Annotated in this window: 26 protein-coding genes and 1 other RNA gene; 5 read left to right on the plus strand and 22 right to left on the minus strand. The window is 59.2% G+C overall.

Going from position 1 to position 26,367, the window contains the following annotated elements; all coding sequences use genetic code 11:
* Positions 1-3: 3 nt before the first annotated feature.
* From ACYZTW_RS27935 to rsmI, 14 genes are all read right to left on the minus strand, one after another.
* Positions 4-972 (minus strand): D-alanine--D-alanine ligase, encoded by a 969-nt coding sequence (locus ACYZTW_RS27935; RefSeq protein WP_462002644.1) that lies wholly within the window; start codon positions 970-972, stop codon positions 4-6.
* The gene (gene murC / locus ACYZTW_RS27940) at positions 969-2,429 is read right to left on the minus strand and encodes a UDP-N-acetylmuramate--L-alanine ligase (protein WP_462002645.1); all 1,461 of its coding nucleotides are present in this window, start codon (positions 2,427-2,429) and stop codon (positions 969-971) included. The genes ACYZTW_RS27935 and murC overlap by 4 nt, the downstream gene beginning before the upstream one ends.
* Positions 2,422-3,492 (minus strand): undecaprenyldiphospho-muramoylpentapeptide beta-N-acetylglucosaminyltransferase, encoded by a 1,071-nt coding sequence (gene murG, locus ACYZTW_RS27945; protein ID WP_462002646.1) that lies wholly within the window; start codon positions 3,490-3,492, stop codon positions 2,422-2,424. The genes murC and murG overlap by 8 nt, the downstream gene beginning before the upstream one ends.
* Complete coding sequence (ftsW, locus tag ACYZTW_RS27950; protein ID WP_462002647.1) at positions 3,482-4,699, minus strand: putative lipid II flippase FtsW; 1,218 nt, start codon at positions 4,697-4,699, stop codon at positions 3,482-3,484. The genes murG and ftsW overlap by 11 nt, the downstream gene beginning before the upstream one ends.
* Positions 4,696-6,042 (minus strand): UDP-N-acetylmuramoyl-L-alanine--D-glutamate ligase, encoded by a 1,347-nt coding sequence (gene murD, locus ACYZTW_RS27955; RefSeq protein WP_462002648.1) that lies wholly within the window; start codon positions 6,040-6,042, stop codon positions 4,696-4,698. The genes ftsW and murD overlap by 4 nt, the downstream gene beginning before the upstream one ends.
* 5 nt (positions 6,043-6,047) lie before the next feature.
* The gene (mraY, locus tag ACYZTW_RS27960; protein WP_123365686.1) at positions 6,048-7,130 is read right to left on the minus strand and encodes a phospho-N-acetylmuramoyl-pentapeptide-transferase; all 1,083 of its coding nucleotides are present in this window, start codon (positions 7,128-7,130) and stop codon (positions 6,048-6,050) included.
* Positions 7,130-8,497, minus strand: coding sequence for a UDP-N-acetylmuramoyl-tripeptide--D-alanyl-D-alanine ligase (locus ACYZTW_RS27965; protein ID WP_462002649.1), 1,368 nt, complete (start codon positions 8,495-8,497; stop codon positions 7,130-7,132). The genes mraY and ACYZTW_RS27965 overlap by 1 nt, the downstream gene beginning before the upstream one ends.
* Positions 8,490-9,953: a UDP-N-acetylmuramoyl-L-alanyl-D-glutamate--2,6-diaminopimelate ligase gene (locus ACYZTW_RS27970; protein WP_462002650.1), complete on the minus strand. Its 1,464-nt coding sequence runs from the start codon at positions 9,951-9,953 to the stop codon at positions 8,490-8,492. Before ACYZTW_RS27970 ends, ACYZTW_RS27965 begins: the two co-directional genes overlap by 8 nt.
* Positions 9,953-11,692: a peptidoglycan D,D-transpeptidase FtsI family protein gene (locus ACYZTW_RS27975; RefSeq protein ID WP_462005849.1), complete on the minus strand. Its 1,740-nt coding sequence runs from the start codon at positions 11,690-11,692 to the stop codon at positions 9,953-9,955. Before ACYZTW_RS27975 ends, ACYZTW_RS27970 begins: the two co-directional genes overlap by 1 nt.
* Positions 11,692-11,985 carry a cell division protein FtsL gene (ftsL, locus tag ACYZTW_RS27980; protein WP_030129814.1) on the minus strand — a complete coding sequence of 98 codons (294 nt, stop codon included), beginning with the start codon at positions 11,983-11,985 and terminating at the stop codon, positions 11,692-11,694. Before ftsL ends, ACYZTW_RS27975 begins: the two co-directional genes overlap by 1 nt.
* A complete protein-coding gene (gene rsmH / locus ACYZTW_RS27985) occupies positions 11,982-12,929 on the minus strand; it encodes a 16S rRNA (cytosine(1402)-N(4))-methyltransferase RsmH (RefSeq protein ID WP_462002651.1) in 948 nt (315 codons plus the stop codon). The genes ftsL and rsmH overlap by 4 nt, the downstream gene beginning before the upstream one ends.
* Positions 12,926-13,381, minus strand: coding sequence for a division/cell wall cluster transcriptional repressor MraZ (gene mraZ / locus ACYZTW_RS27990; protein WP_008147486.1), 456 nt, complete (start codon positions 13,379-13,381; stop codon positions 12,926-12,928). The genes rsmH and mraZ overlap by 4 nt, the downstream gene beginning before the upstream one ends.
* Before the next feature lie 356 nt (positions 13,382-13,737).
* Positions 13,738-14,091: RNase P RNA component class A (gene rnpB, locus ACYZTW_RS27995), an RNA gene on the minus strand.
* A gap of 75 nt (positions 14,092-14,166) precedes the next feature.
* On the minus strand, positions 14,167-15,072 hold the full coding sequence (gene rsmI, locus ACYZTW_RS28000; protein ID WP_462002652.1) for a 16S rRNA (cytidine(1402)-2'-O)-methyltransferase: 906 nt from the start codon (positions 15,070-15,072) through the stop codon (positions 14,167-14,169).
* Between the two features lie 176 nt (positions 15,073-15,248).
* On the opposite strand from rsmI, the gene ACYZTW_RS28005 reads away from it, so the two are divergent.
* From ACYZTW_RS28005 to ACYZTW_RS28020, 4 genes are all read left to right on the plus strand, one after another.
* Positions 15,249-17,060, plus strand: a complete 1,812-nt coding sequence (locus ACYZTW_RS28005; protein ID WP_462002653.1) for a penicillin-binding protein activator — start codon at positions 15,249-15,251, stop codon at positions 17,058-17,060.
* Complete coding sequence (locus ACYZTW_RS28010) at positions 17,060-17,422, plus strand: YraN family protein (protein ID WP_282481488.1); 363 nt, start codon at positions 17,060-17,062, stop codon at positions 17,420-17,422. Before ACYZTW_RS28005 ends, ACYZTW_RS28010 begins: the two co-directional genes overlap by 1 nt.
* A 104-nt stretch (positions 17,423-17,526) precedes the next feature.
* Positions 17,527-18,120 (plus strand): phosphoheptose isomerase, encoded by a 594-nt coding sequence (locus tag ACYZTW_RS28015; RefSeq protein WP_008025961.1) that lies wholly within the window; start codon positions 17,527-17,529, stop codon positions 18,118-18,120.
* Positions 18,117-18,695 carry a BON domain-containing protein gene (locus ACYZTW_RS28020; RefSeq protein WP_008147477.1) on the plus strand — a complete coding sequence of 193 codons (579 nt, stop codon included), beginning with the start codon at positions 18,117-18,119 and terminating at the stop codon, positions 18,693-18,695. The genes ACYZTW_RS28015 and ACYZTW_RS28020 overlap by 4 nt, the downstream gene beginning before the upstream one ends.
* Before the next feature lie 191 nt (positions 18,696-18,886).
* Here the strand turns inward: ACYZTW_RS28020 and ACYZTW_RS28025 are convergent, their stop codons facing one another.
* The 7 genes from ACYZTW_RS28025 to rplM all read right to left on the minus strand — a co-directional run bounded on the left by ACYZTW_RS28025 (position 18,887) and on the right by rplM (position 23,772).
* A complete protein-coding gene (locus ACYZTW_RS28025) occupies positions 18,887-19,300 on the minus strand; it encodes a ClpXP protease specificity-enhancing factor (RefSeq protein ID WP_008155980.1) in 414 nt (137 codons plus the stop codon).
* 16 nt (positions 19,301-19,316) lie between these two features.
* Positions 19,317-19,934 carry a glutathione S-transferase N-terminal domain-containing protein gene (locus tag ACYZTW_RS28030; protein WP_008155978.1) on the minus strand — a complete coding sequence of 206 codons (618 nt, stop codon included), beginning with the start codon at positions 19,932-19,934 and terminating at the stop codon, positions 19,317-19,319.
* A 148-nt stretch (positions 19,935-20,082) separates the two neighbouring features.
* On the minus strand, positions 20,083-20,865 hold the full coding sequence (locus tag ACYZTW_RS28035) for a cytochrome c1 (RefSeq protein ID WP_462002654.1): 783 nt from the start codon (positions 20,863-20,865) through the stop codon (positions 20,083-20,085).
* The gene (locus ACYZTW_RS28040; protein ID WP_462002655.1) at positions 20,865-22,076 is read right to left on the minus strand and encodes a cytochrome b; all 1,212 of its coding nucleotides are present in this window, start codon (positions 22,074-22,076) and stop codon (positions 20,865-20,867) included. Before ACYZTW_RS28040 ends, ACYZTW_RS28035 begins: the two co-directional genes overlap by 1 nt.
* Positions 22,076-22,669 (minus strand): ubiquinol-cytochrome c reductase iron-sulfur subunit, encoded by a 594-nt coding sequence (gene petA / locus ACYZTW_RS28045; RefSeq protein WP_033061319.1) that lies wholly within the window; start codon positions 22,667-22,669, stop codon positions 22,076-22,078. Before petA ends, ACYZTW_RS28040 begins: the two co-directional genes overlap by 1 nt.
* 267 nt (positions 22,670-22,936) lie before the next feature.
* Positions 22,937-23,329 (minus strand): 30S ribosomal protein S9, encoded by a 393-nt coding sequence (rpsI, locus tag ACYZTW_RS28050; RefSeq protein WP_003216038.1) that lies wholly within the window; start codon positions 23,327-23,329, stop codon positions 22,937-22,939.
* A 14-nt stretch (positions 23,330-23,343) separates the two neighbouring features.
* Complete coding sequence (gene rplM, locus ACYZTW_RS28055) at positions 23,344-23,772, minus strand: 50S ribosomal protein L13 (protein WP_007905295.1); 429 nt, start codon at positions 23,770-23,772, stop codon at positions 23,344-23,346.
* Between the two features lie 245 nt (positions 23,773-24,017).
* Between rplM and ACYZTW_RS28060 the strand changes: the two genes are divergently transcribed.
* Positions 24,018-25,058 carry an NADP(H)-dependent aldo-keto reductase gene (locus ACYZTW_RS28060; protein WP_462002656.1) on the plus strand — a complete coding sequence of 347 codons (1,041 nt, stop codon included), beginning with the start codon at positions 24,018-24,020 and terminating at the stop codon, positions 25,056-25,058.
* Positions 25,059-25,160: 102 nt separating this feature from the next.
* Here the strand turns inward: ACYZTW_RS28060 and ACYZTW_RS28065 are convergent, their stop codons facing one another.
* Complete coding sequence (locus tag ACYZTW_RS28065; RefSeq protein ID WP_462002657.1) at positions 25,161-26,297, minus strand: acyl-CoA dehydrogenase family protein; 1,137 nt, start codon at positions 26,295-26,297, stop codon at positions 25,161-25,163.
* Positions 26,298-26,367 lie beyond the last annotated feature (70 nt).

Below are 26,367 nucleotides of genomic sequence, written 5' to 3' on the forward strand. Positions count from 1 at the left end.
GTCTTAACCTCGCGGCTCGTTATTGCTGCTAATGCTGGCGGCCAGAATCGCCAGAACCAATTGCTGGAAATCCAGACCGGCAGCACGGGCTGCCATCGGCACCAGACTGTGATCGGTCATGCCCGGTGCGGTATTGACTTCCAGGAACCAGAACTGCCCGTCGGCGTCCTGCATCACGTCAGCCCTGCCCCAACCGGCGATACCCAGCGCCTCACAGGCTTTCGCCGTGAGGTCCATCAGTTCTTTTTCTTTGCTGCTGTCCAGGCCACACGGAATCCGGTACTGAGTATCGGAAGCCACGTACTTGGCGTCGTAGTCGTAGAAGCTGTGCGTCGTGCCCAGGGCAATCGGTGGCAACACCTGGTCACGCAGGGTGGCGATGGTGAACTCCGGACCTTGAATCCATTGCTCGACCAACACTTGCGAATCGTAGGTACTGGCCGCTTTCCACGCGTCGATCAACTCAAGAGCTGAAGACACTTTGGCCATCCCGATACTTGAACCTTCATGGGCCGGTTTGACGATCAAAGGGAAGCCCAGTTCCGTCGCCGCGGAAATACAATCGGCCTCAGAGCTCAGTACGGCATGGCGTGGCGTCGGAATACCCAGGCTGTGCCAGACCTGTTTGGTCCGCAGCTTGTCCATGGCCAGCGCGGAAGCAAGAATGCCGCTGCCGGTGTATGGAATACCCAGGCATTCGAGCAGGCCCTGCATGCTGCCGTCTTCACCGCCACGGCCGTGAAGAATGATGAAGGCGCGATCGATTTTTTCGTTCAGCAGACGCTGCAACAGGTCATCGCCCACGTCGAGACCAAACGCGTCCACACCGGCGCTTAGCAGCGCGTCGAGAACCGCGTTACCCGACTTGAGAGAAACCTCACGCTCGGCACTCTTGCCGCCAAAGAGCACGGCGACGCGGCCGAAATCTTTCGGCGCAATAGTGGAGACGAGGTTGGCGTAAGCAGCAGTCATTTCAACTTCCCCACACTCGGCGCAGCAACGGCGCCAGCGAACAACGGACTTTTCAACAATTTCGGTGCGAGACCACCGATGTCACCGGCGCCCTGGCACAGCAGGATGTCGCCGGCACGCAGCAGCGGCTTGACGATCGGCGCGAGGTCGACACCGCGCTCGATGTAGATCGGGTCGAGCTGACCGCGCTGACGGATGCTGTTGCACAGCTTGCGGCTGTCGGCGCCCGGGATCGGTTCTTCACCGGCCGGATAGACTTCCATCAGCAGCAGGACGTTGGCGTCGGCCAGTACATTGACGAAATCGTCGTACAGGTCGCGGGTCCGGCTGTAACGGTGCGGCTGGTAGACCATCACCAGACGGCGTTCCGGCCAGCCACCGCGCACGGCTTTGATGACCGCGGCGACTTCGGTCGGGTGGTGACCGTAGTCGTCGACCAGCATCACATTTCCGCCTTCTACCGGCAGTTCGCCGTAGACCTGGAAGCGTCGGCCGACACCCTGGAACCCGGACAGGCCCTGGACGATGGCTTCATCGCTGACGCCCTCGTCAGTGGCGATGCAGATGGTTGCCAGTGCGTTCAACACGTTATGGTTACCCGGCATGTTCACCGAGACATCCAGCGGATCGCGATCAGGACGCAGCACGGTGAAGAAGGTCTGCATGCCCTGCTGACGCACATTGATTGCGCGTACATCGCAGTCGTCGCCAAAGCCGTAAGTGACGGTCGGACGTTTCACCTGTGGCAGGATTTCACGCACCACCGGATCGTCCAGGCACACCACCGCCAGACCGTAGAACGGCAGGTTGTGCAGGAATTCGACGAAGGTTTTCTTCAGTTTGTTGAAGTCACCGTCGTAGGTCGCCATGTGGTCGGCGTCGATGTTGGTGACCACGGCCACCAGCGGCTGCAGGTGCAGGAAGCTGGCGTCGCTTTCGTCAGCTTCAGCGATCAGGTAACGGCTGGTGCCGAGCTGGGCATTGGTGCCCGCGGCATTCAGACGGCCACCAATGACGAATGTCGGGTCGAGCCCACCTGCGGCAAACACCGAAGCGATCAGGCTGGTGGTGGTGGTTTTGCCATGGGTACCGGCGACGGCAATGCCGTGGCGGTAGCGCATCAGCTCAGCCAGCATTTCAGCGCGAGGCACCACCGGAATGCGGCGTTCCAGGGCGGTGGCGACTTCCGGATTGGACGTGTTCACGGCACTGGAGGTGACCAGTACATCGGCGTTCGCGGTGTTTTCGGCACGGTGGCCGATAAAGATCTGGGCACCGAAGGACTCGAGACGCTCGGTGACCGGCGAAGCTTTCAGGTCGGAACCGGACACTTCATAGCCCAGGTTCAGCAACACTTCGGCGATGCCGCACATGCCCACACCGCCGATCCCGACGAAGTGGATGCGACGGATGCGGCGCATTTCCGGTTGCGGCATGGCTTTCTGATTCTCAACCATGGGCCACCTCCAGGCAGGTATCGACCACGTTACGGGTTGCATCGGGTTTGGCCAGGCGGCGTGCCGCGGTGGCCATGTCGGTGAGTCGTTGTGGTTGCATCAGGACCTCTGTCAGGCGTGCGGCAAGATCCGCTGCGCCAGTCGTTCTTTGCGGCATCAGGAAGGCAGCGCCTTCACGGGCCAAATAATCGGCGTTGCGGGTCTGGTGATCGTCGATCGCGTGGGGCAAAGGCACCAGCATCGAGGGCAGACCGGCGGCGGCCAGTTCACTGATGGTCAGCGCGCCTGCGCGGCACACCACCAGGTCGGCCCAGCCATAGGCTTGGGCCATGTCTTTGATGAAAGGCTGCACTTGCGCCTCGACGCCAGCCGCGCGATAGCGCTCTGCAGTCACTTCATCGTGGTTTTTGCCAGCCTGATGAAACACTTCCGGGCGCAGGTCGGGAGCGACGTGCGACAGGGCTTCAGGCAGCAACTTGTTCAACGGTTCTGCACCCAGGCTTCCGCCCAGGATCAGCAAACGCGCCTTGCGACCGGCCAGAGCCTGTCGCGGTGTTTCGAGGAACAGCTCGGTGCGCACCGGGTTACCGGTGGTCCGACGGCTGCCCGACAGGGTAAAGGTGTCGGGGAACGCTTCACAGACTCGGGCGGCCAACGGCACCAGCAACCGATTGGCGGTACCGGCCACGGCGTTCTGCTCGTGAACGATCACCGGCACACCGGCCAGTTTGGCTGCAACACCACCAGGACCGGTCACATAACCACCAAAACCGACAACACACACCGGCCGCAGCTGACGAATGATCGCCCGCGCCTGCCAGATCGACTTGAGCAACATGAACGGTGCCTTGAGCAGGGACAGCTTGCCCTTGCCACGCAGACCGCTGGCATTGATCCGATGCAGTTCGATGCCGGCCACCGGGACCAGATCGTTCTCGATGCCACGCGGTGTCCCGAGCCAATGCACGGTGTAACCACGGGCCTGGAATTCACGGGCACACGCCAGCGCCGGAAACACGTGGCCACCGGTGCCGCCCGCCATGATCAATACGTTAGCGCCCATGGGTCGGCTCCTCGGCGAAGTCGCTTTCATGGAACTCCATCTCTTCACTGCCCAAGTGGGTTCGACTTTCCCATTCGATGCGCAGCAACAAGCCGAGACAGGCACAGCAGATCACCAACGAACTGCCGCCATAACTGAGGAATGGCAAGGTCAGACCTTTGGTTGGCAGCAGACCGACGTTCACCCCGATGTTGATCAGGAACTGACCAATCCACAGGAACGACAGGCCGTACGCGATGTAGGCGGCAAAGAACTGTTTGGCCTTCTCGGCCCAATAACCGATGTACATGCCACGAATACAGACAAAGACGAACAGCGCCACCGTGCACAACGAACCCACGGCACCCAGTTCTTCGGCCAGGACAGAGAACACGAAGTCGGTGTGAGCTTCCGGCAGGTAGAACTGTTTCTGCACACTGTTGCCCAGGCCAACGCCCAGCCATTCGCCGCGACCAAAAGCGATCAACGCTTGAGACAACTGATAACCGGCACCGAACTGGTCAGCCCACGGATCCGCAAAGTTGGTCAAGCGCGCCATACGGTAAGGCTGCACTTGAATCAACAACACCACCGCCGCGACGGCGAGGATAACCATCAGGGAAAAACGGAACAGCCCGACCCCGCCGAGGAACAGCATCGCCGCAGCCGCCCCCATCATCACGACGGTGGCACCGAAGTCCGGTTCCATCAGCAACAGACCCGCCATCGGCAGCAGAACGATGAACGGCTTGAAGAAGCCCATCCAGCTTTCGCGCACTTCTTTCTGACGACGCACCAGGTAACCCGCAAGGTAAATAACGACAAATACCTTGGCGATTTCCGACGGCTGAACGTTGAAGAAACTGAAGCCGATCCAGCGCATCGAACCGTTCACTTCACGGCCGATCCCCGGGATGATCACCATCACCAGCAAACCGAACGCGCCAATCAGCATCAGCCAGCCCAGGCGTTGCCAGGTGGCGATCGGAATCATCATGGTGACGATGCAGGCACCCAGGCCCAGCACAATGTAGATAAGGTGGCGAATCATGTAATACAGGGCGCTGCCCGACTGCACGGCCGCCACTTCGGTCGATGCCGATGCAATCATGACCAGCCCGAGGCCGAGCAATGCCAGGCAGCCGGCGAGCATAGGGAAATCGAGGTCGATACCGCGCCCGGTGATAAGTGGCGAAGGATACGGCTTGATGATGTTTCTCAGGCTCATGCCAGATCCTCCACAGCGCGGACGAACTGGTGACCACGGTCTTCGTAATTCTTGAACATGTCGAAACTGGCGCAAGCCGGCGACAACAGCACCACGTCGCCCGGTTGCGCAGCGACGCGGCATTGCTCCACCGCTTCGACCAGCGAACCGACGCGGATCAGCGGCACGGCGTCGCCAATGGCCTCACCGATCTTGTCAGAGTCGCGGCCCATCAGGATCACGGCGCGGCAGTTGGCCGTCACCGGATCACGCAGATCCTTGAACTCGGCACCCTTGCCGTCGCCACCGGCGATCAGCACGACCTTGCCGTCGATGTCTGCACCCAGGCCTTCGATGGCGGCCAAAGCGGCGCCGACGTTGGTGGCTTTGGAATCGTTGTAGTAGCTCACGCCATTCAGGTCACGGACCCACTGGCAGCGATGCTCAAGCCCGGCGAAGGTGCGCAGGCTCGACAGCATGGCGTCAAACGGCAGGCCGGCCGCGTGGCCCAGGGCCAATGCCGCCAGGGCGTTGGACTGGTTATGGGCGCCGCGAATTTTCAACTCGCGCACCGGCATCAGGTTCTGGAATTCGAAGGCCAGGTATTTCTCGCCGTCCTCTTCGCGGATACCAAAGGCCTTGAAATCAGGTTTGCTCAAACCGAAAGTCCAGCACGGCTGACCTTCGCCCATCAGCGGACGGCTCAGGGCATCCTGACGGTTGACCACAAACTGCCTGGCACCCCGGAAGATCCGGTGCTTGGCCAAGTGATAGGCCGGCAGACCGCTGTAGCGGTCCATGTGGTCTTCGCTGACGTTGAGTACGGTCGCCACTTCGGCGTTGAGTTGATCGGTGGTTTCGAGCTGGAAGCTCGACAGTTCCATCACGTACAGCTCGACGTCGTCGCTGAGCAGGTCCAGCGCCGGCGTACCAAGGTTGCCGCCAACGGCGACACGCTTGCCGGCCGCTGCTGCCATCTCGCCCACCAGCGTGGTGACGGTGCTTTTCGCGTTAGAACCGCTGATGGCGACAATCGGCGCCTTCGCGTTACGCGCGAACAGCTCGATGTCACCGGACAATTTCACACCACGGGCGGCGGCGGCCTGCAGGGCCGGGGTCGCCAGGGCCAGGCCGGGGCTCACGTAGAGCTCATCGGCGCGGCACAGGAATTCGACGTCCAGCTCGCCACAACGCACTTCCACGTGCGGATAGTCACGCTTGAGCGTGGCCAGTTCCGGTGGATTTTCCCGCGTATCGGCGACAGCAAACGACGTGCCCCGGTTCGCCAGGAAGCGAACCAGGGACATGCCGCTCTTGCCGAGGCCGACAACGATGCGGAAGTGGTCAGAAGCGATCAGAGACACTCGTTCTACCTCAGCTTCAGGGTGGCAAGGCCAACCAGCACGAGAATCACGGTGATGATCCAGAAACGGACGATCACGCGTGGCTCGGGCCAGCCCTTGAGTTCAAAGTGGTGGTGAATCGGTGCCATGCGGAACACACGGCGACCGGTGAGCTTAAAGGACGCAACCTGAATAACGACTGACAGGGTCTCCATCACGAACACGCCGCCCATGATGAACAGGACGATTTCCTGACGGACGATCACCGCAATGGTGCCCAGGGCCGCGCCCAGCGCCAGTGCGCCGACGTCGCCCATGAAGACTTGTGCCGGATAGGTGTTGAACCAGAGAAACCCGAGGCCCGCACCGATCAAGGCGCCGCAGAACACGATCAGCTCGCCTGCGCCCGGTACATACGGAATCAGCAGGTATTCAGCGAATTTCACGTTACCCGACAGGTAGCAGAAGATGCCCAACCCGCCACCGACCATGACGGTGGGCATGATCGCCAGACCGTCGAGGCCGTCGGTCAGGTTGACCGCGTTGCTCGAGCCGACGATCACGAAGTAAGTCAGGACGATGAAACCTGCGCCCAGCGCAATGCTGTGGTCCTTGAGCATCGGCAGGATCAGGGTGGTTTCCACCGGCGTCGCTGCGGTCTTATAAAGGAAGATCGCTGCACCGAGGCCGAACACCGATTGCCAGAAGTACTTCCAGCGGCTCGGCAAGCCACGGGAGTTCTTCTCGATCACTTTGCGGTAATCGTCGACCCAACCGATGGCCCCGAACAACAAGGTCACCAGCAGCACGGTCCATACATAACGGTTGGTCAGGTCAGCCCACAGCAAAGTGCTGACGCCGATGGATGAAAGAATCAGCGCGCCGCCCATGGTAGGGGTGCCGGATTTGGACAGGTGCGATTGTGGACCGTCGTTACGAACGGATTGACCGATCTGACGGTTCTGCAAAGTGCGGATCATCCACGGGCCATAGCACAGCGACAAAACCAGCGCGGTCAGCACACCGAGAATCCCGCGCAGGGTCAGGTACTGAAAGACCGCGAAGCCTTTGTAGAACTGTTGCAGATACTCCGCTAGCAGCAGCAGCATTAATGTTTCTCCAGGCTGGTCCCGCACAAAGCGGCGACGATGTTTTCCATCGCAGCGCTGCGCGAGCCCTTGATCAAAATGGTGGTGTTTGTGTCTTGCTCGGCGCCGAGGGCCTTGATCAGTTCAGCCTGAGTGGTGAAGTGATAGGCCTGCTCGCCGAAAGCGTTCACGGCGTGAGCCATCATTGGCCCGACAGCGTAAAGCGCGGAAACCCTGCCACGGGCGTACTCGCCCACGTCGCGGTGCCCCTGCTCCGCCCAGTCGCCCAACTCGCCGATATCCCCGAGCACCAGAACGGTGCGGCCGGAAAAGCCGGCGAGTATATCAACGGCGGCGCACATAGAGGTGGGGTTCGCGTTGTAGGTGTCATCAATCACGCGCATGCCATTGGTGGCCAGTTGCGCGACGGTGCGACCCTTGACCGGTTGCACCGCGCCAAGACCGGTGGCGATGCCGAACAGCGACACGCCCAGCGCATGGGCGGCTGCGGCGGCGGCCATGGCATTGGCAACGTTATGAGTGCCGAGCAGGTTCAGTTGAACGCGCTCCACACCTTCAGGACTGTGCAGGTCGAACGCCGGGCAACCGCGAGCGTCGCGGTCCAGATCGCTGGCGTAGAAATCGGCGCTGACATTGCTCAAGGCGAAGGTCAGCACTTTGCGACCGCCAGCGCGGGTCTTCCAGATGTCGAACGCCTTGTCGTCAAGATTGAGAACGGCGACGCCATCGGCATCCAGCCCTTCAATAATCTCGCCCTTGGCTTCAACGATTTTTTCCGGTCCGCCGAACTCGCCAACATGGGCGGTCCCTGCGTTGTTGAGCACGGCCACATGAGGCTTGGTCATGCCGACGGTGTAGGCAATTTCGCCGAGACGCGAAGCACCGAGCTCGATGACTGCGGCGGTGTGTTCCGGCGCGAGTTCAAGCAAGGTCAGCGGCACACCGAGGTCATTGTTCAGGTTGCCACGGGTCGCCAACACCGGACCGCGCGTGCGCAGGATGCTGGCGAGCATTTCCTTGACCGTGGTCTTGCCGCTGGAACCGGTGATGGCCGCAACCGGGTGGGTATAAGCAGCACGGTTCAGCGCGCCCAGTTGACCGAGGGCCTGACGAGTATCTTTCACCAGCAATTGCGGCAGCGCGCTGTCGGCGACTTCGCGCTCGACCAATGCCGCTACGGCGCCTTTTGCGGCAACGTCATTGAGATAGTCATGACCATCGAAGCGCGGGCCGGTCAGGGCAATAAAGAGTTGGCCTGGCTTGATCGCGCGGCTGTCGATGCTGACGCCGTCGAAGCGGGCATCGGCAGCAACCAAGCGAGCATTCAGCGCGCCGGTCAGTTCGCTCAGTGTCAGGGCTTTAAGCATGGGCCACCTCCCACGCGGTCAGGGCATGATCGGCCTCGACCAGATCGGAGAAGTCGTGACGCTGGCCGTTGATTTCCTGATAGTCCTCGTGACCTTTACCGGCCAGGACAATCACGTCATCCGCCGAAGCGCTGGCGATCAATTGGGCAATCGCCTGGCCACGGCCAGCGACGAAGGTGACTTTATCCACAGCGGTAAAACCGGCACGGATGTCGTCGAAGATCACTGCCGGGTCTTCGGTGCGCGGGTTGTCATCGGTCACCAGCACGCCGTCAGCCAGACGCTCGACCACTTCGGCCATCAACGGACGCTTGCCGCGATCGCGATCACCACCGCAACCGAACAGGCACAGCAAACGGCCTTTCGCATGTGGACGCAGGGCCATCAAGACTTTTTCCAGTGCATCCGGTGTGTGGGCGTAATCGACCACCACCAGCGGCTGAGTACCGCCGCCGAGGCGTTGCATGCGTCCGGCCGGGCCTTCGAGTTTTGGCAGGACGTTGAGGATTTCGTCCAGCGCGTAGTCCAGACCCAGCAAGGCGCCGACAGCGGCCAGCACGTTGCTCAGGTTGAAACGACCGAGCAAGGTGCTGCGCAAGTGATGCTCACCCTGCGGTGTGACTAACGTGGCGCGCACGCCTTCGTCATCGAACTGCGCTTCACGGCAATACAGGTAGGCGCTGGCGTCTTCCAGGCTGTAGGTGATCAGGCGAGATTCACGTTTGTCCGCAGCCAGTCGGCGGCCGAAATCATCGTCGAGGTTGACCACTTGGCACTTCAAATCATTCCAGGCAAACAGCTTGGCCTTGGCTTCACCGTAGGCTTGCATGGTGCCGTGATAATCCAGGTGATCGCGAGACAGGTTGGTCATCACCGCCACATCGAACGCCAGTGCGGTCACGCGTCCCTGATCCAGACCGTGAGACGAGACTTCCATGGCGACCGCTTTGGCGCCAGCCTTTTTCAGGTCAGCGAGGGTCGCTTGCACGGCGATCGGGTTCGGCGTGGTGTGCAGGCCGCTTTCGAGCGCGCCGTAAAAACCGGTGCCCAACGTGCCGACGATGCCGCAGTGTTGGCCGAGCAAATCCAATGCTTGCGCAACCAACTGCGTCACGCTGGTTTTGCCGTTGGTGCCGGTTACACCCACCAGATTCAGGTGGCGGCTCGGGTCGCCGTAAAAACGCCCGGCGATGTCCGACAGCTGCGCCGCCAGGCCTTTGACCGGAATCAGCGGCACATCGGTAATCGGCAATACGGTCGCGCCTTCGACTTCATACGCCACAGCGGCAGCGCCGCGTTGCAGGGCGTCGGCAATGTGCGCGCGACCGTCGAACTTACCGCCAGGGACGGCGAGAAACAAGTCGCCAGCCCGCACGTTGCGGCTGTCCAGGGTCAGTTCGCGGATCAACAGATCGCGGCCGGCGTGGGCGAAAATCTTGTTCAGACTCAGAGACATCAGCCGCGCCCTCCATTGGCTTTCAGCGGAACGACCGGTGCTGCGTTCGCTTGTTGAGTAGGTGGCAGGTTGTCCGGTGTGATGTTCATCAGACGCAAGGTTCCGGACATCACTTTGCTGAACACCGGCGCCGATACCAGACCACCGAAGTAACCGGCCTTGGTTGGCTCATCAATCACCACCACGATGGCGTAACGCGGATCGCTCATCGGGCCGAAGCCTGCGAACAGCGAACGGTAGGAGTTCTCGGCATAGCCTTTGGCGCCCACAGATGTCTTACGCGCAGTACCCGACTTGCCTGCCACGTGATACGCCGGCACCTGCGCACGGAACACACCGCGCGGGGCTTCGATCACTTGTGTCAGCATGCCTTGCATGGTTTTCGCGACCGCCTCCGGCAATACCTGTGTGGTTTGCGGTGGTTTGTCCGTTTTGATCAGGGTCAACGGCGCGAGACGACCGTTGTTGGCCAGAGCCGAGAAGGCGTGGACCAACTGGATCGCGGTCACGGAAATACCGTAGCCGTAGGACAGCGTGGCGGTTTCAGCCTTGCGCCATTCGCGGTAGTTCGGCAGGTTGCCGACGCGCTCGCCCGGGAAGCCCAGGCCGGTGTCCTGGCCGAGGCCGACTTTTTGCGCCAGACGAAAAATGGTTTCGCCGCCGATATCGAAGGCGACCTTACTCATGCCGACGTTACTGGAATTGATCAGAATGCCGGTCAGGTCCAGCACCGGCCCTTCGGTCTTCGATACGTCCTTGATGGTGTACTTACCAATCTGCAAGGAGCCCGGATACACCTCGACAGTGTCGCTCGGCTTCCAGCGACCGGTTTCAATGGCGGCGCTCATGGAGATCGCTTTCATCGTCGAACCCGGTTCGAACACGTCGATCATCGCGCGGTTACGCATCATCGCCGGTTGCAGGTTGCGACGGTTGTTCGGGTTGTAGGTCGGCTGGTTGACCATGGCGAGGATCTCGCCGGACTTCACGTCCATGATCACCAGGCTGCCGGCCTTGGCGCCGTTCTCGATGATCGCGTTACGCAGCTCACGGTTGGCCAGGTATTGCAGACGCAGGTCAATGGACAACGCCAAGGGCTTTCCGGCCTTGGCGTTTTTGGTGACCTGGACATCCTTGATAAGTCGGCCGCGCCGATCCTTGATCACCTGTCGCTTGCCGGCGACCCCGGCCAGCCATTCGTCGTAGGCCAACTCGACACCTTCACGACCGTGGTCATCGATGTCGGTGAAACCGACCATGTGGGCGGTGACTTCACCGGCCGGGTAGAAACGCCGAAACTCTTCAATGCCATAAACGCCCGGCACTTTCAGGTCGAGCACGGACTGGCCCTGCTCGGGGGTCAGCCCGCGCACCAGGTAGATGAATTCTTTATTGGCTTGAGCCTCGAGACGTTCGGCCAGGGCTTTAGGGTCTTGGCCCAGAGCGGCCGCCAGCGCAGGCCACTTCTCTTTGGCCAGCTGCATTTCCTTGGCGTTGGCCCACAGGGTGGTGACCGGAGTACTGACGGCCAAAGGCTCGCCGTTACGGTCAGTGATCAGACCACGGTGAGCCGGAATCGGAATATGACGAACGCTGCGCGCATCGCCCTGACCTTTAAGGAAGGCACGGTCGACGACTTGCAGGTCGATGATACGCCAGCAAATAGCCACGACCATGACACCGAGCAAACCCAGCACCAGGCGGAACCGCCACGGAAAGAGTGCGCCCTCGAGTTTCATCATGGCGCCACCATCTGCACTTCAGCTGCGCCAGGAATGCGCATCTTCAATTGCTCGGTTGCCAGGACTTCGATACGGCTGTGAGCGGTCCAGGTGCTCTGTTCAAGAATCAAACGGCCCCACTCTGCTTGCGCCTTATCGCGCACGCTCAACTCGTTGTACAGCGAGTTCAGCAGTTGACGGTTCCAGTGGGCGCTGTAGGAAACGCCGATGGCCGACACGAGCACGCCAACAAACAGCAGCAGCATGAAAAAGCTTCCGCCGGGAAGTGGCTTGGCGAAAAGCTTGCTCACCGCAGCTTCTCCGCGACGCGCATGACAGCGCTACGGGAGCGTGGGTTGGCTTTGAGTTCGGCCTCGGAGGCGGACTGTGCTTTGCCATGGATTTTGATGATGGGTTCGAAGGCGACGTGACGTACCGGCAGGTTGCGCGGCAGGTTGTCGGCTTCGCCTTTCACCAGTTTGCGCATGAACAGTTTGACGATGCGGTCTTCCAGCGAGTGGAAGCTGATGACCACCAGACGACCGCCGATTTCCAGGCATTCCAGCGCGGCTTCGAGGCCGGTTTCCAGATCACCCAGTTCGTTGTTGACGTGAATACGCAAACCCTGGAACGCACGGGTCGCCGGGTTCTTGCCCTTTTCCCATGCAGGGTTGGCGACTTTCAGGACTTCAGCCAGATCGGCAGTGCGCTCGAACGGCTTGATGTCGCGACGCTCGGCCACGGCACGGGCCATGCGGCCGGAGAAACGTTCTTCACCGTATTGCTTGAACACCCGGGCGATTTCTTCCACCGGGGCGGTGTTGACGAATTCGGCAGCACTGATCCCGCGGGACGGGTCCATGCGCATGTCCAGCGGGCCATCATTGAGGAAACTGAAGCCGCGCTCAGGGTCGTCGAGCTGCGGCGAGGACACGCCGAGGTCGAGCAAAACGCCGCTGACCTTGCCGGCCAGACCACGTTCGGCGACTTCCGAACCGAGCTCGGCGAAGCTGCGCTGTACAACGACAAAGCGGCCGTCTTCGGCCGCTAGCGTTTGCCCGGTGGCAATCGCTTGAGGATCTTTATCGAATCCGAGCACCCGACCATCCGGGCCGAGTTGGCTCAAGATCAACCGACTGTGCCCACCGCGCCCGAACGTACCGTCCAGATAGCAGCCATCAGGACGTACGGCGAGAGCCTCCACGGCTTCGTCAAGCAGTACGGTGATGTGGTTAAAGCCGCTATCAATAGTCACAGGATCAAATCACGCAGTTCATCAGGCATGGCGCCCGGTTGTTGAATAGCAGCCAGGTCAGCGGCAGAAACCGCATCCCAGGCATCCTCGTCCCACAATTGGAACTTGTTCAGTTGGCCTACCAACATCGCGCGCTTATCCAACTTGGCATATTCACGAAGACGCGGCGGAACCAGAAAACGACCACTGCCATCGAGCTCGAGGTCGACGGCATTACCAATCAGTAAACGTTGCAGGCGGCGGTTCTCTTCGCGAAGCGAAGGCAGTGCACGCAGTTTGGTTTCAATAATTTCCCACTCATCGAGGGGGTAAACACACAAACACGGATCAACGGCATCGATTGTGACGATTAACTGACCGGAACTACGCGAAACGAGCTCGTCACGGTACCGGCTCGGCATAGCGAGACGGCCCTTTGCGTCGAGACTGATAGCGTTAGCTCCGCGAAACACGTCAGCGTTTCTCCAAATATTAGCGTTTTGAGCTCAAAAAACCCACTTCATGCCACTTTCCGCCACTTGCGCACACTATAGGAATGCGGCCACCGCACCGTCAAGGCGCGGATTAAAGGAAAACCCTTACAGAACTGAGATTTAGGAGTGTAAAAGGAGGGGTAGCGAGAATCTGACGTGTCATCCTGCTCAATAACTTGAATCAGCACAGAAGGCTGCGTTCGAAAGTTAAAGTAATTTGTTAAGAGTAAGATTTTTTCGGTATTAGGAAAGTGCTTCTGCTGTTGATTCTGTAAGGAGGGAAATTGCTACTACAGATGCCCTGCTCAATGATTAAAGCAGGGAGGGGGAAAAAGGTGGAGAGTCGATCTGTAAGCCGGGTTCTGTCTTGAACAGTCATTCGTCTACGATGGCCATCACTGGACATCTTTAGCAACCTACCCGGTCCCAGCGCGGGCCACGCCTTGGGACCCTATTTGGTCTTGCTCCAAGTGGGGTTTACCTAGCCACGAACTGTTGCCAGACGTGCGGTGCGCTCTTACCGCACCTTTTCACCCTTACCGGCGCCGAAGCGCTTAGGCGGTTATTTTCTGTGGCACTTTCCGTAGGCTCACGCCTCCCAGGCATTACCTGGCACTTCGCCCTATGGAGCCCGGACTTTCCTCCCCCCCCTAATTTTCATAGAGGGCAGCGACTGTCCGATCGACTCTCCGCCGCGAAGATTAACGGCAGAGCGGCCGAAGGACAAGCGCTAAACGCCTTGGGCCACGCCTGCACGTCGGTTTTTACTCGCCCTTCTGTTTATCCAGCGCGACCTGATAGAGCACGTTCTTGCGCTCGCCGGTAATTTGCGCCGCCAACGCCGCGGCACGCTTGAGCGGCATTTCTTCAAGCAACAGATTCAGAATGCGCATCGCTTCACTGCTGACGGCGTCCTCGGTCTCGGGGGCAGACCAACCCGCCACCAACACCACGCACTCACCGCGCTGCTGATTGCTGTCTGACTCGACGAACTCGCGCAACTCGGCCAGCGGCAAACCCTTAAGGGTTTCAAAGGTTTTAGTGATTTCACGGGCCAGCAAAGCCGGGCGCTCCCCACCGAACACCAGTTCCATGTCTTGCAGACATTCAAGGATGCGGTGTGGCGCCTCATAAAAAATCAGCGTGCGCGGTTCTTCCTTTACCAACTCAAGACGGGCGCGTCGACCGACAGCCTTGGCCGGCAGGAAGCCTTCGAAGATGAAACGGTCCGACGGCAACCCCGCCGCCGACAACGCCGCGATCAACGCGCAGGCACCCGGAACCGGCACCACATTGATTCCCGCAGCCCGAGCCTGACGCACGAGGTGATAACCCGGATCGGAAATCAACGGCGTGCCGGCATCGGAAATCAGCGCCACATCGTCGCCGGCGAGCAAGCGGGTGATAAAGCGGCTACCTTCATCCCGCTCATTGTGCTCATGGCAAGCCGCCAGCGGTGTAGGAATGCCGAAATGCTGCATCAATCGCTGGGAGTGGCGGGTATCCTCGGCGGCGATCAGGGCGACCTCGCGCAGGATCTTCAGCGCACGTGCACTGATGTCGTCCAGGTTGCCGATGGGCGTCGCCACCACATAAAGCGAGCCAGCAGCGGAATTCAAAGCACCTGGAGCAGTCAAAGCGCACACCTCGTAATCGGTAAAAGCCGCCATTGTAGCGCGTCGTGACGTTCGCGATACGCGCAAGCAACCCTCGGTTTTGCAGCCTTTTGTACAGTGCCGCAACATTTGCACGAGCTAAATTGATCGATTCACACCAGTAACATCGCGCCCCGGCCAGTGCTTGGGTACAATTCCACGCTAATTTGATCGAGTATCAGGAACACTACATGATCGCTTGCCTGCGGCTGTTCACTGCCCTCTGCCTCGCTGCCTTGCTGGCGGCTTGCGCCAGCTCGCCCTCCTCCAGCCTTGGCGAACTTCCACGGACCCCGGATGCCAGTATCGAGCAATTGCTCGCACAGGCAGCCCAAAGCAAAGACCCGGAAAAAGCCTCGCTGTTGCGCCTGAGTGCGGCAGACCTGGCCTATCGCCAGGGGAATGCCGGCCAGTCCGCGCAAATCCTGCAACAAGTTCCCGTCGAAACACTCAAGCCTGGCCAGCAGGTTTTCGCCAGCACCCTGGCGGCTGAACTGGCCATGGTTCGCAATCAGCCCAAAGCGGCACTGACTGCCTTGAGTCATCCGAGCCTGCAACGCCTGAGCGAACTGCCGGTTGAGCAACAGGTTCGCACCGGCACTGTCCATGCCCGCGCCCTTGAAGCCGATGGCCAGACGCTGGCCGCCGCACGCGAGCGCATCTTCATCGCGCCAATGCTTGAAGGTGAAGCCGCCAGCAAAAACCACGAAGCGATCTGGACCCTGATCGCTTCGCTGCCGACCGACCAATTGCAGCCAAACACCTCCGATGACCTCGGCGGCTGGATGGGCCTGGCGCAGGCAGTGAAAAGTGCCGGCACCGTGGAACAACAGCAAGCGGCGATCGACAACTGGCGCGCCCAGAATCCTAAACACCCGGCCGCCATTCAACTGCCGTTGCCACTGACCAAACTCAAGGAACTGGCCAGCCAGCCCCTGAGCAAAATCGCCCTGCTGCTGCCACAAGACGGCCCGTTGGCGTCGGTCGGCAAAGCACTGCGCGAAGGTTTCATGGCCGCTCACTACCAGGCCCAACAAGCCGGGCAGAAGCCGCCAGCCATCGAGTTCTATGACAGCTCGAAACTCACTTCGATGGACGAGTTCTACCGCAAGGCCCAAGCCGATGGCGTGCAGTTGGTCGTCGGTCCGCTGGAGAAGCCGCTGGTCAAACAGCTCAGCGCTCGCCCGCAACTGCCGATCACCACCCTGGCGCTGAACTACAGCGAAGGCGAACAAGGTCCGGCCCAGCTGTTCCAGTTCGGTCTTGCGGCCGAAGACGAAGCTCGCGAAGTGTCGCGTCGCGCTCGCGCCGATGGCCTGCATCGCGCAGCCATCATGGTGCCGAAAGGCGAATGGGGCGATCGCGTCATGAGAGCATTCAGCCAGGATTGGCAGGCTAACGGTGGCAGCATTGTCGCTACCGAACGCGTCGACCAACCGGTTCAACTGGCCCAACAGATTGCCGACATGTTCCAGCTGCGTCAGAGCGAAGGTCGTGCCAAGACCTTGCAAAGCACCGTTGGCGCGCAGGTAGCCGCCCAGCCTTCGCGCCGCCAGGACATCGAGTTCATCTTCCTGGCCACAACACCCCAGCAAGCCCAGCAGATCAAGCCGACGCTGAACTTCCAGTACGCCGGTGACGTGCCGGTTTACGCCACCTCCCACGTGTTCAGCGCCAGCGGCGACGTGAATCAGTACAACGACATGAACGGCATTCGCTTCTGCGAAACCCCATGGTTGCTGGAGGCCAACGATCCACTGCGCAAGCAAGTAACCGCTCAATGGCCACAAGCTGCTGGCAGCCTGGGCCGCCTGTACGCGATGGGTGTTGACGCCTATCGCCTGGCACCACGCCTGGGGCAACTCAAGGCCTTGCCGGACAGCCGCATCGAAGGTCAATCAGGCAGCCTGGGCATGACTCAGAACCAACGTGTCGTGCGTCAGTTGCCGTGGGCACAGTTCGTCAATGGTCAGGTTCAACGCCTGCCGGATACCCCGCGCTGATGCCCGACAGGTCACGCCAGCAAAGCGGTAAAGATGCCGAGCGCCATGCGCTCGAGCATCTTCAACAACAAGGTCTGCGCCTGCTGGCGCAGAACTGGTTGTGTAAACGCGGCGAGCTTGATCTGGTCATGCTTGATGGCGATACAGTAGTATTCGTTGAAGTCCGCTACAGAAAAAACACTCAATGGGGTGGCGCGCTCGATAGCATTGATGAGCGCAAACGGCAGAAACTGATAGTTGCCGCGCAGTATTTTCTTCAGCGCGAGTCGCGTTGGGCCAATTCCCCTTGCCGTTTCGACGTGGTTGCCATCGACAGCAACCTCGATCAGTTGAACTGGCTGCAGAATGCCTTCGACAGCTGATCGCGTACGCCCCGAACCGGACACTTTCACCCAACACTTTTGCTCTTTGCTTTGCGGGCTGCACATTCATGTGCCGAGTAGCCGCGCTAATTAAGGTCACACAGATGGACATGCAATCCCGAATTCGCCAGCTTTTTCAGGCCAGTATCGATACCAAGCAAATGGCGATGGACGTACTTGCACCGCACATCGAGCAAGCCAGCCAGGTGATGGTCAACGCCCTGCTCAACGAAGGCAAAATGCTCTCCTGCGGCAACGGCGGCTCCGCCGGTGATGCCCAGCACTTCTCGTCCGAGCTGCTCAACCGCTTCGAGCGCGAACGTCCGAGCCTGCCGGCCATCGCGCTGACCACCGACAGCTCGACGATCACCTCGATCGCCAACGACTACAGCTACAACGAAATCTTCTCCAAACAGATCCGCGCCCTTGGCCAGCCGGGAGACGTATTGCTGGCGATTTCCACCAGCGGCAACTCGGCGAACATTATTCAAGCGATCCAGGCCGCACATGATCGCGAAATGATTGTCGTAGCATTGACCGGTCGCGATGGCGGCGGCATGGCGTCGCTGCTATTGCCCGAGGACGTCGAGATTCGCGTACCGGCCAACGTCACCGCACGTATTCAGGAAGTCCACCTGCTGGCGATCCATTGCCTTTGCGATTTGATCGACAGCCAACTGTTCGGGAGTGAAGAATGACCCCTAATCGCCTAGGCCTTCTGGCCTTGACCCTGTGCCTCGGCATCAGCGGCTGCACCTCGGTGGTTAACGCCAGCCGTGAAGCACCGATTGAAGATGACCGCGGCACCCGCACCTTCGGCAGCAAGATCGACGACTCTCTGATCGACACCAAGGTCGGCGTGAACATCGCCAAGGCCGATCCAGCCCTGGACAACGACTCGCACATCGTCGTCACCAGTTTCAATGGCGTCGTGCTGCTCGCCGGACAAACCCCGCGTGCCGACCTCAAGGCCAAGGCCGAACAGGCCGCTGCGGCTGTACAGCGCGTGAAGACAGTCCACAACGAACTGCAAGTCCTGCCACCTTCCGGCTTCCTTGCCCGCCAGAACGACACCTGGCTGACCTCCAAGATCAAAACCCAGATGCTCACCGACCCGAACATTCCGGGCTCGCGCATCAAGGTCGTCACTGAAAACGGCATCGTCTACCTGCTGGGCCTGCTGACCAAGCAGGAAGCAGCCCAAGCCACCAACCTGGTGCAAGGCGTTTCCGGCGTGCAGAAGATCGTGAAGCTGTTTGAATACATCGACTGACACCCACTTACTGGCGATGGCATCCTTGGATCGCCTTCGACCTGTAGGAGCTGTCGAGTGAAACGAGGCTGCGATCTTTTGATCTTTTAAAAGCAAAATCAAAAGATCGCAGCCTCGTTTCACTCGACAGCTCCTACGCTTGAAAGTGGTGAAGTAATAAAAAAGGCGATCCTTTCGGATCGCCTTTTTTATTACTTCACCACTTTCAAGCTGGGTCGACCGCTGGGACGCGGCGGCTCACTGTCGGGTGGCGGAATATCGTCATCCGGCTCGATCTCTTCCTCGTCTTCCATAGGCGATTCCAGATCGAACACCATGCCCTGACCGTTCTCCCGGGCGTAAATACCCAGGATCGATGCGATAGGCACGTACAGTGTGTGCGGCACGCCACCGAAGCGCCCTTCGAAGCTGACCGCCTCGTTGTCCATGTGCAGATGGCGCACGGCTGCCGGCGACACGTTCAGGACAATCTGTCCGTCACTGGCAAAACCCTGAGGCACCTGCACCGACGGATACTCGGAATTGACCAGCATGTGCGGGGTGCAATCGTTGTCCACAATCCACTCGTAGAGCGCGCGGACCAGATAAGGTCGACTGGAGTTCATAGCGGCTCCTTAAGCCTTAGCGCATATCGCGTTCGACACCAGACAGACTCGCCTGGAAAGCCTCACGCGCAAACGAGCGCTCCATGTAATCAAGCAGCGGCTTGGCAGGCCGCGGCAGTTCTATACCCAGAATTGGCAATCGCCAGAGTATTGGCAATAGGCAGCAATCCACCAGGCTTTGTTCCTCACTGAGGAAAAACGGCTTGTCGGCGAACAACGGCGACACGCCGGTCAGGCTTTCGCGCAGCTCTTTACGAGCCACGACACGGGCCGCTTCCTTGCTGCGCGAATCCAGGATCAGATCCACCAGGCCACACCAGTCACGCTGAATACGATGAATCAGCAGACGGCTGTTGGCACGCGCCACTGGATAAACCGGCAGTAAAGGCGGGTGCGGGTAACGCTCATCCAGATATTCCATCACCACGGTCGACTCCCACAACGCCAGGTCACGATCGACCAGGGTTGGCAAGCTGCCGTAAGGGTTCACTTCAATCAGTTTAGGCGGCTGGCGACCAGCTTCCACGTAAATGATCTCGGCGCTGACACCCTTCTCTGCAAGTACGATACGCACTCGGTGGGAATAGTGGTCGGCGGGGTCGGAGTAACAGGCCAACCGATTGGTCACGCCCATGGCGGTCCTCCTCGCTTGTTGAAATTATCGGAAACGGAAAAACACGCGCGCCCAGAGGGCGCCTCCCGTAACGCCTGGATCACCAGGCTCGTTACACCTTCAGAGACGCCCTTGGGCGCGCGCGATTGACAGCAATTTTACAGCATTATCAATGGACGTCTTTCCAGTATTCACGTTTAAGCAAGTATGCGAATACGAAGAAGAACGCCAGGTACAGCAACACATAGGTACCGATGCGCTGATGCTGCAGCTTCACCGGGTTGGCCGAGTAGGCCAGGAAGGTCACCAGATTCTTGACCTTCTCGTCGAACTGCTCTTCGTTCAGCGTGCCGGTTTTCGGCAGTATGGTCAGCTGGTCGCAGGCTTCATGAGTCAAAGCCGTGCCGGTCAGCGGATCGTATTGCTTCTTGCCGTCATCGACGATTTGAACTTGTTTACAGCCTACCACCTGACGACCCTGCAGGCCGACCAGAACGTTAGGCATCCCGACGTTCGGGAACACCTTGTTGTTCACGCCCCAAGGACGCGATGGGTCTTCGTAGAAAGACTTCAGGTAACCGTAGAGCCAGTCAGTGCCACGAACACGGGCGACCAGGGTCAGGTCGGGCGGCGCCGCACCGAACCAGGTCTTGGCGTCAGCCGGCTGCATGCCGACGCTCATGTGGTCGCCGATCTTGGCGCCGGTGAACACCAGCTTCGAGAGCATCAGGTCGTGCGGAATGCCCAAGTCATCGGCGACACGCTCGTAACGCTGGAACTTGGCGCTGTGACAGCCCATGCAGTAGTTGGCGAATGTACGCGCGCCATCCTGCATGGCAGCCTTGTCGGAAACGTCAATGTCGACCTTTTCGAGCTCAGGACCACCGTGTTCGGCCGCGAAGGACAACACAGGCAAAGCAGCAAGAATCAGTACAGCAAATAGCTTTTTCATCAGCCAGTCACCCTTTCCGGAACCGGTTTGGTCTTCTCGAGCCTGGTGTAGAACGGCATCAGAATGAAGTAGGCGAAGTACAGGAAGGTACAGACCTGCGACAGCAACGTACGCTCAGGGGTAGGCGCCATGACACCCAGCCAGCCAAGAATCACGAACGAGATGCAGAACACCCAGAGCCAGATCCTGCTCAGCCAACCCTTGTAGCGCATGGACTTGACCGGACTGCGATCAAGCCAGGGCAGAACGAACAGCAAGGCAATCGAGGCGCCCATGGCAACAACGCCCAGGAGCTTGTCCGGAATCGCCCGCAGAATCGCGTAGAACGGAGTGAAGTACCAGACCGGAGCGATGTGCTCTGGGGTCTTGAAGGCGTTCGCCACTTCAAAGTTCGGTTTCTCGAGGAAATAGCCGCCCATTTCCGGGAAGAAGAACACGATCGAGCAGAAGATGAACAGGAACACCACCACGCCGACGATATCTTTCACGGTGTAGTACGGGTGGAAGGCAATGCCGTCCAGGGGTACGCCGTTTTCGTCTTTGTGTTTCTTGATGTCCACGCCGTCCGGGTTGTTCGACCCGACTTCGTGCAGCGCCAGAACGTGCAGCACCACCAGACCGAGGATCACGATCGGCAAGGCCACAACGTGCAGGGCGAAGAAGCGGTTCAGGGTGATACCGGAAATCAGGTAGTCACCACGGATCCACTGAGTCAGATCGTTGCCGATGACCGGGATCGCACCGAACAGCGAGATGATCACCTGGGCACCCCAGTAGGACATCTGACCCCACGGCAGCAGGTAACCCATGAAGGCTTCAGCCATCAGCGCCAGATAGATCAGCATGCCGAAGACCCACACCAGCTCACGCGGCTTCTGGTACGAACCGTAGAGCAAGCCACGGAACATGTGCAGATAGACCACGATGAAGAACGCCGAAGCGCCGGTGGAGTGCAGCAGACGCAGGATCGAGCCGTACTCGACGTCGCGCATGATGTATTCGACGGAAGCAAACGCTTCTTCCGCCGACGGGTTGTAGCTCATGGTCAGCCAGACACCGGTAACGATCTGGTTGACCAGAACGAGCAGTGCCAGGGAGCCAAAGAAATAGAAGAAGTTGAAGTTCTTCGGGGCGTAGTACTTGCTGAGATGGTCTTCCCACATTTTAGTCGCGGGAAAGCGCGCATCAACCCAATCCATGAACTTGCTCATCACGCTTTCTCCGTATCGACGCCAATGACAATGATGTCATCGGTCTCATAGGAATGCGGGGGAACTGGCAGGTTCAAAGGCGCAGGTTGCGACTTGTAGACGCGGCCAGCCAGATCGTAGTGGGAACCGTGGCAAGGGCAGAAATAACCACCTACCCAGTCCTTGCCCAGATCCGCAGGTGCCACTTCTGGACGGAAGGTCGGCGAGCAACCCAGGTGCGTGCAGATACCGATCAGCAGCAGAACCTCTGGCTTGATCGAACGCGTTTCGGGGTCGACGTAGGTCGGTTGTGTCGAGTTCTTGGAGGTCGGGTCAGACAGCTGGCCCTCGATCTTTTTCAGATTCCCCAGGATTTCCGCGGTTCGGCGGACAATGAACACCGGCTGACCGCGCCACTCAGCAATCATCTGCTGGCCTGGCTCGATTTTGCTGACATTCACCTTCACCGGTGCACCTGCGGCTTTCGCCTTGGCACTGGGAAACCATGACCCCACGAACGGGACCGCAGCCCCCACCGCTCCTGCAGCACCCACCACGGATGTGGCTGCTACCAAGAAGCGACGCCGGCCTGCATTCACGCCGTCATTGCTCATTCAGTCCTCTCCCATCAGCTTTGTGGCCTGTTAAATCAGGCATCTACTAAGTAAAAATCTGAACTTATAAAAATTTTGCCGAATGGTAATGAAAAGCCCCAATTCTGACAAGGTAATTACCGAGGGGCTCCACTGCCAAGCCTTGCAGTATAGGGCTTCTACCGCTGTGGCAAGTTGTCACAGAGCAATTCTTTGATAAATCGCGCCCATAAAAAAACGCCCAGCTTCGCGAGGAAACTGGGCGTTCTTTTTGAACGTAAAAGCGAATTAACGCTTCGAGTACTGCGGACGCTTACGCGCTTTACGCAGACCAACTTTCTTACGTTCAACTTCACGTGCATCGCGAGTAACGAAGCCAGCTTTGCGCAGAGCGCCACGCAGGGTTTCGTCGTACTGCATCAGTGCGCGAGTGATACCGTGGCGGATTGCGCCAGCTTGACCACTTACACCACCACCGATCACGGTGACGTAGATGTCGAATTTCTCGACAGTCTCAGTCAGTTCCAGCGGCTGACGAACTACCATGCGGGCAGTTTCGCGGCCGAAGAAATTTTCCAGGGTGCGGTTGTTGATGGAGATGTTACCAGTACCCGGACGCAGGAAAACGCGTGCGGTTGCGGTCTTGCGACGGCCAGTGCCGTAATTTTGAGTCGCCGACATAATGAACTATTCCGTTAAAACTTCAGTTCTTGGGGCTGCTGAGCAGTATGAGGGTGTACAGCGCCCGCATAGACTTTCAGCTTACGATACATGTCGCGACCCAGCGGGTTCTTAGGCAGCATGCCTTTGACCGCGGTCTCGATCACGCGCTCAGGGGCTTTAGCGATCAGCTTTTCGAAGTTGATCGACTTGATGCCGCCCGGGAAACCGGAGTGGGAGTAGTAGATTTTGTCGGTGGTTTTAGCACCGGTTACACGAATCTGCTCGGCATTGATAACGACGATGTAATCGCCGGTGTCAACGTGAGGAGTGTACTCAGCTTTATGCTTGCCACGCAGACGGCTCGCGATTTCGGTGGCCAGACGACCCAGGGTCTGACCTGCAGCGTCGACGACAAACCAGTCGCGCTGTACTGTTTCCGGTTTAGCAGTAAAAGTTTTCATTCTTTATAGCCTCAGGGGCCGCCCTGTAAATTAGACGGCGGATCTTACTGAATAGTGCGTACTTTGACAAGTCAAAGGCAGCCGGATACAGACGCTTTCGGGGGCTCGGGTCGGCGCGTCCGTTCAACGGCAAGATTCTTCGGCGGCGGCGCATCACTTCCACTGCAGAAAGAGGTGCGCAATTATGCAGATTGCGAAAAATAATTCAACCTGCTTTTATGATTGTTTTGCCCAAGGAGCACCCGATGGACTATCGACAGCTAGGCCGAACCAATCTGAACGTGAGCGCCATCTGCCTCGGAACCATGACCTGGGGCGAGCAAAACAGCGAGGCTGAAGCCTTCGCCCAGATTGAACGGGCCAAAAGCGCCGGGATCAATTTCATCGATACCGCCGAGATGTACCCGGTGCCGCCCAAGGCCGAAACCTACGCCACCACCGAACGCTACATCGGCAATTACTTCAAAAGCCGCGGCGATCGTGCCGACTGGATCCTGGCGAGCAAGATTGCCGGTCCTGGCAACACCATTGACTACATTCGCGACAAAAACCTGCGACACAACCGCCAGCACATCACCGAAGCCGTGGACGCCAGCCTCAAGCGCTTGCAGACCGACTACATCGACCTCTACCAACTGCATTGGCCAGAGCGCAGCACCAATTTCTTCGGCCAGCTCGGCTATAAACACAAGATCGAAGCCAACCTCACGCCGCTGGAAGACACCCTCGAAGCGCTGGACGAACAGGTCAAGGCCGGCAAGATCCGCCACATCGGCCTGTCCAATGAAACGCCATGGGGCACCATGCGCTTCCTCGCCCTGGCCGAATCCCGTGGCTGGCCGCGCGCCGTGTCGATCCAAAACCCTTACAACCTACTCAACCGCAGCTTCGAAGTCGGTCTGGCGGAAATCGCCATCCGCGAACAGTGCGGCCTGCTCGCCTACTCGCCGCTGGCGTTCGGTTTGCTGTCGGGCAAATACGAAGGTGGCGCGCGTCCGCTTAAAGGCCGCCTGAGCCTCTACAGCCGCTTCAGCCGCTATTTCAACCCGCAGTCGGAAGCAGCGTGCAGTCGTTATGTGGCGCTGGCGCGTGAACACGGCCTGGACCCGGCACAGATGGCATTGGCGTTTGTCACTCAGCAGCCGTTTGTGACCAGCAACATCATTGGCGCGACGACGATGGAGCAATTGGACAGCAACATTGCCAGCTTCGAGTTGAAACTATCCGATGAAGTGCTGGCGGGTATTGAGGCGATCCACAACGATCACCCGAATCCTGCACCTTGATTGATTTCTAGATCCATTCGCGAGCAGGCTCACTCCCACAGGAGATCACTTAACCTGTGGGAGTGAGCCTGCTCGCGAAGGCGGTCTAACGATCACGCTGCATTACAGCGACCGCGCAATAATCTCCTTCATGATTTCATTGGTCCCGGCATAGATCCGCTGCACCCGCGCATCCGCCCACGCCCGGGCAATCGGGTATTCCCACATGAAACCGTAACCGCCATGCAACTGCACGCACTCGTCGAGTACCTTGCATTGCAAGTCGGTGCCCCAATACTTGGCCATCGCCGCTGTCGGCACGTCGAGCTTGCCTTGCAGGTGCAGTTCCAGACAGCGATCGACGAAGACCCGACCGATCTGAATCTCGGTCGCCATCTCCGCCAGTTTGAAGCGGGTGTTCTGGAAGTCGGCAATTGCCTTGCCGAATGCCTTGCGCTCGCGGGTGTACTCCAGCGTCCATTGCAGCGCAGCTTCAGCCGAAGCCAGCCCGCCGACGGCAACGGTAAGACGCTCCTGCGGCAATTCCTGCATCAGGTAAGCGAAGCCCATCCCGGCCTGCCCCAGCAGGTTTTCTTTTGGTACACGCACGTCCTGAAAGAACAGTTCCGAGGTGTCCTGAGCCTTCATGCCGACTTTTTCCAGGCGCTTGCCCTTGGCGAAGCCTGGGGTGTTGGCTTCCACCAGAAACAGACTGGTGCCTTTCGCGCCGGCTTTCGGATCGGTCTTGGCCACGACAATCACCAGGTCCGCCAGATAGCCATTGGTGATGAACGTCTTCGAGCCGTTGATCACATACTCGTCGCCATCGAGTACAGCGGTGGTTTTCACCCCTTGCAGGTCGGAACCGGCACCCGGCTCGGTCATGGCAATCGCCGTGACCATCTCGCCAGACACCAGTTTTGGCAGGTATTTGTGTTTCAACGCTTCACTGCCGTAATGCAGGATGTAAGGGGCGACGATGTCCGAATGCAGGGAAAAACCGATACCGGTCAGGCCGAGACGACCGACCTCTTCGATCACCACTGCGCTGTAGAGAAAGTCCGCCCCCAACCCGCCATATTCTTCCGGAAGATGCGAACAGAGCATCCCCGCCTCCCCTGCCTTGTTCCAGAGTTTGCGGTCGATATAGCCTTGTTTTTCCCATTGCCCATGGAACGGCACGGCCTCTTTTTCGAGGAACGTTCGCACGCTGTCGCGAAAAAGTTCGTGCTCGGAACTGAACAAGGTTCTGGGGATCATGCGGCACCTGTCGTTATTGTTAGCCGGAATTGACCTTCAGAGACTAAGCCCCGCATCCGATACAGGACAC

The sequence above is a fragment of the Pseudomonas sp. LB3P25 genome, assembly GCF_054897985.1.

What these genes read in the sequence shown, in the direction of transcription:
- ACYZTW_RS27935 (WP_462002644.1), bottom strand. Translation starts at nt 972, where the DNA reads ATGACTGCTGCTTACGCCAACCTCGTCTCCACTATTGCGCCGAAAGAT.
- murC (WP_462002645.1), bottom strand. Translation starts at nt 2,429, where the DNA reads ATGGTTGAGAATCAGAAAGCCATGCCGCAACCGGAAATGCGCCGCATC.
- murG (WP_462002646.1), bottom strand. Translation starts at nt 3,492, where the DNA reads ATGGGCGCTAACGTATTGATCATGGCGGGCGGCACCGGTGGCCACGTG.
- ftsW (WP_462002647.1), bottom strand. Translation starts at nt 4,699, where the DNA reads ATGAGCCTGAGAAACATCATCAAGCCGTATCCTTCGCCACTTATCACC.
- mraY (WP_123365686.1), bottom strand. Translation starts at nt 7,130, where the DNA reads ATGCTGCTGCTGCTAGCGGAGTATCTGCAACAGTTCTACAAAGGCTTC.
- ACYZTW_RS27965 (WP_462002649.1), bottom strand. Translation starts at nt 8,497, where the DNA reads ATGCTTAAAGCCCTGACACTGAGCGAACTGACCGGCGCGCTGAATGCT.
- ACYZTW_RS27970 (WP_462002650.1), bottom strand. Translation starts at nt 9,953, where the DNA reads ATGTCTCTGAGTCTGAACAAGATTTTCGCCCACGCCGGCCGCGATCTG.
- ACYZTW_RS27975 (WP_462005849.1), bottom strand. Translation starts at nt 11,692, where the DNA reads ATGAAACTCGAGGGCGCACTCTTTCCGTGGCGGTTCCGCCTGGTGCTG.
- rsmI (WP_462002652.1), bottom strand. Translation starts at nt 15,072, where the DNA reads ATGGCGGCTTTTACCGATTACGAGGTGTGCGCTTTGACTGCTCCAGGT.
- ACYZTW_RS28005 (WP_462002653.1), top strand. Translation starts at nt 15,249, where the DNA reads ATGATCGCTTGCCTGCGGCTGTTCACTGCCCTCTGCCTCGCTGCCTTG.
- ACYZTW_RS28010 (WP_282481488.1), top strand. Translation starts at nt 17,060, where the DNA reads ATGCCCGACAGGTCACGCCAGCAAAGCGGTAAAGATGCCGAGCGCCAT.
- ACYZTW_RS28015 (WP_008025961.1), top strand. Translation starts at nt 17,527, where the DNA reads ATGGACATGCAATCCCGAATTCGCCAGCTTTTTCAGGCCAGTATCGAT.
- ACYZTW_RS28020 (WP_008147477.1), top strand. Translation starts at nt 18,117, where the DNA reads ATGACCCCTAATCGCCTAGGCCTTCTGGCCTTGACCCTGTGCCTCGGC.
- ACYZTW_RS28025 (WP_008155980.1), bottom strand. Translation starts at nt 19,300, where the DNA reads ATGAACTCCAGTCGACCTTATCTGGTCCGCGCGCTCTACGAGTGGATT.
- ACYZTW_RS28030 (WP_008155978.1), bottom strand. Translation starts at nt 19,934, where the DNA reads ATGGGCGTGACCAATCGGTTGGCCTGTTACTCCGACCCCGCCGACCAC.
- ACYZTW_RS28035 (WP_462002654.1), bottom strand. Translation starts at nt 20,865, where the DNA reads ATGAAAAAGCTATTTGCTGTACTGATTCTTGCTGCTTTGCCTGTGTTG.
- ACYZTW_RS28040 (WP_462002655.1), bottom strand. Translation starts at nt 22,076, where the DNA reads ATGAGCAAGTTCATGGATTGGGTTGATGCGCGCTTTCCCGCGACTAAA.
- petA (WP_033061319.1), bottom strand. Translation starts at nt 22,669, where the DNA reads ATGAGCAATGACGGCGTGAATGCAGGCCGGCGTCGCTTCTTGGTAGCA.
- rpsI (WP_003216038.1), bottom strand. Translation starts at nt 23,329, where the DNA reads ATGTCGGCGACTCAAAATTACGGCACTGGCCGTCGCAAGACCGCAACC.
- rplM (WP_007905295.1), bottom strand. Translation starts at nt 23,772, where the DNA reads ATGAAAACTTTTACTGCTAAACCGGAAACAGTACAGCGCGACTGGTTT.
- ACYZTW_RS28060 (WP_462002656.1), top strand. Translation starts at nt 24,018, where the DNA reads ATGGACTATCGACAGCTAGGCCGAACCAATCTGAACGTGAGCGCCATC.
- ACYZTW_RS28065 (WP_462002657.1), bottom strand. Translation starts at nt 26,297, where the DNA reads ATGATCCCCAGAACCTTGTTCAGTTCCGAGCACGAACTTTTTCGCGAC.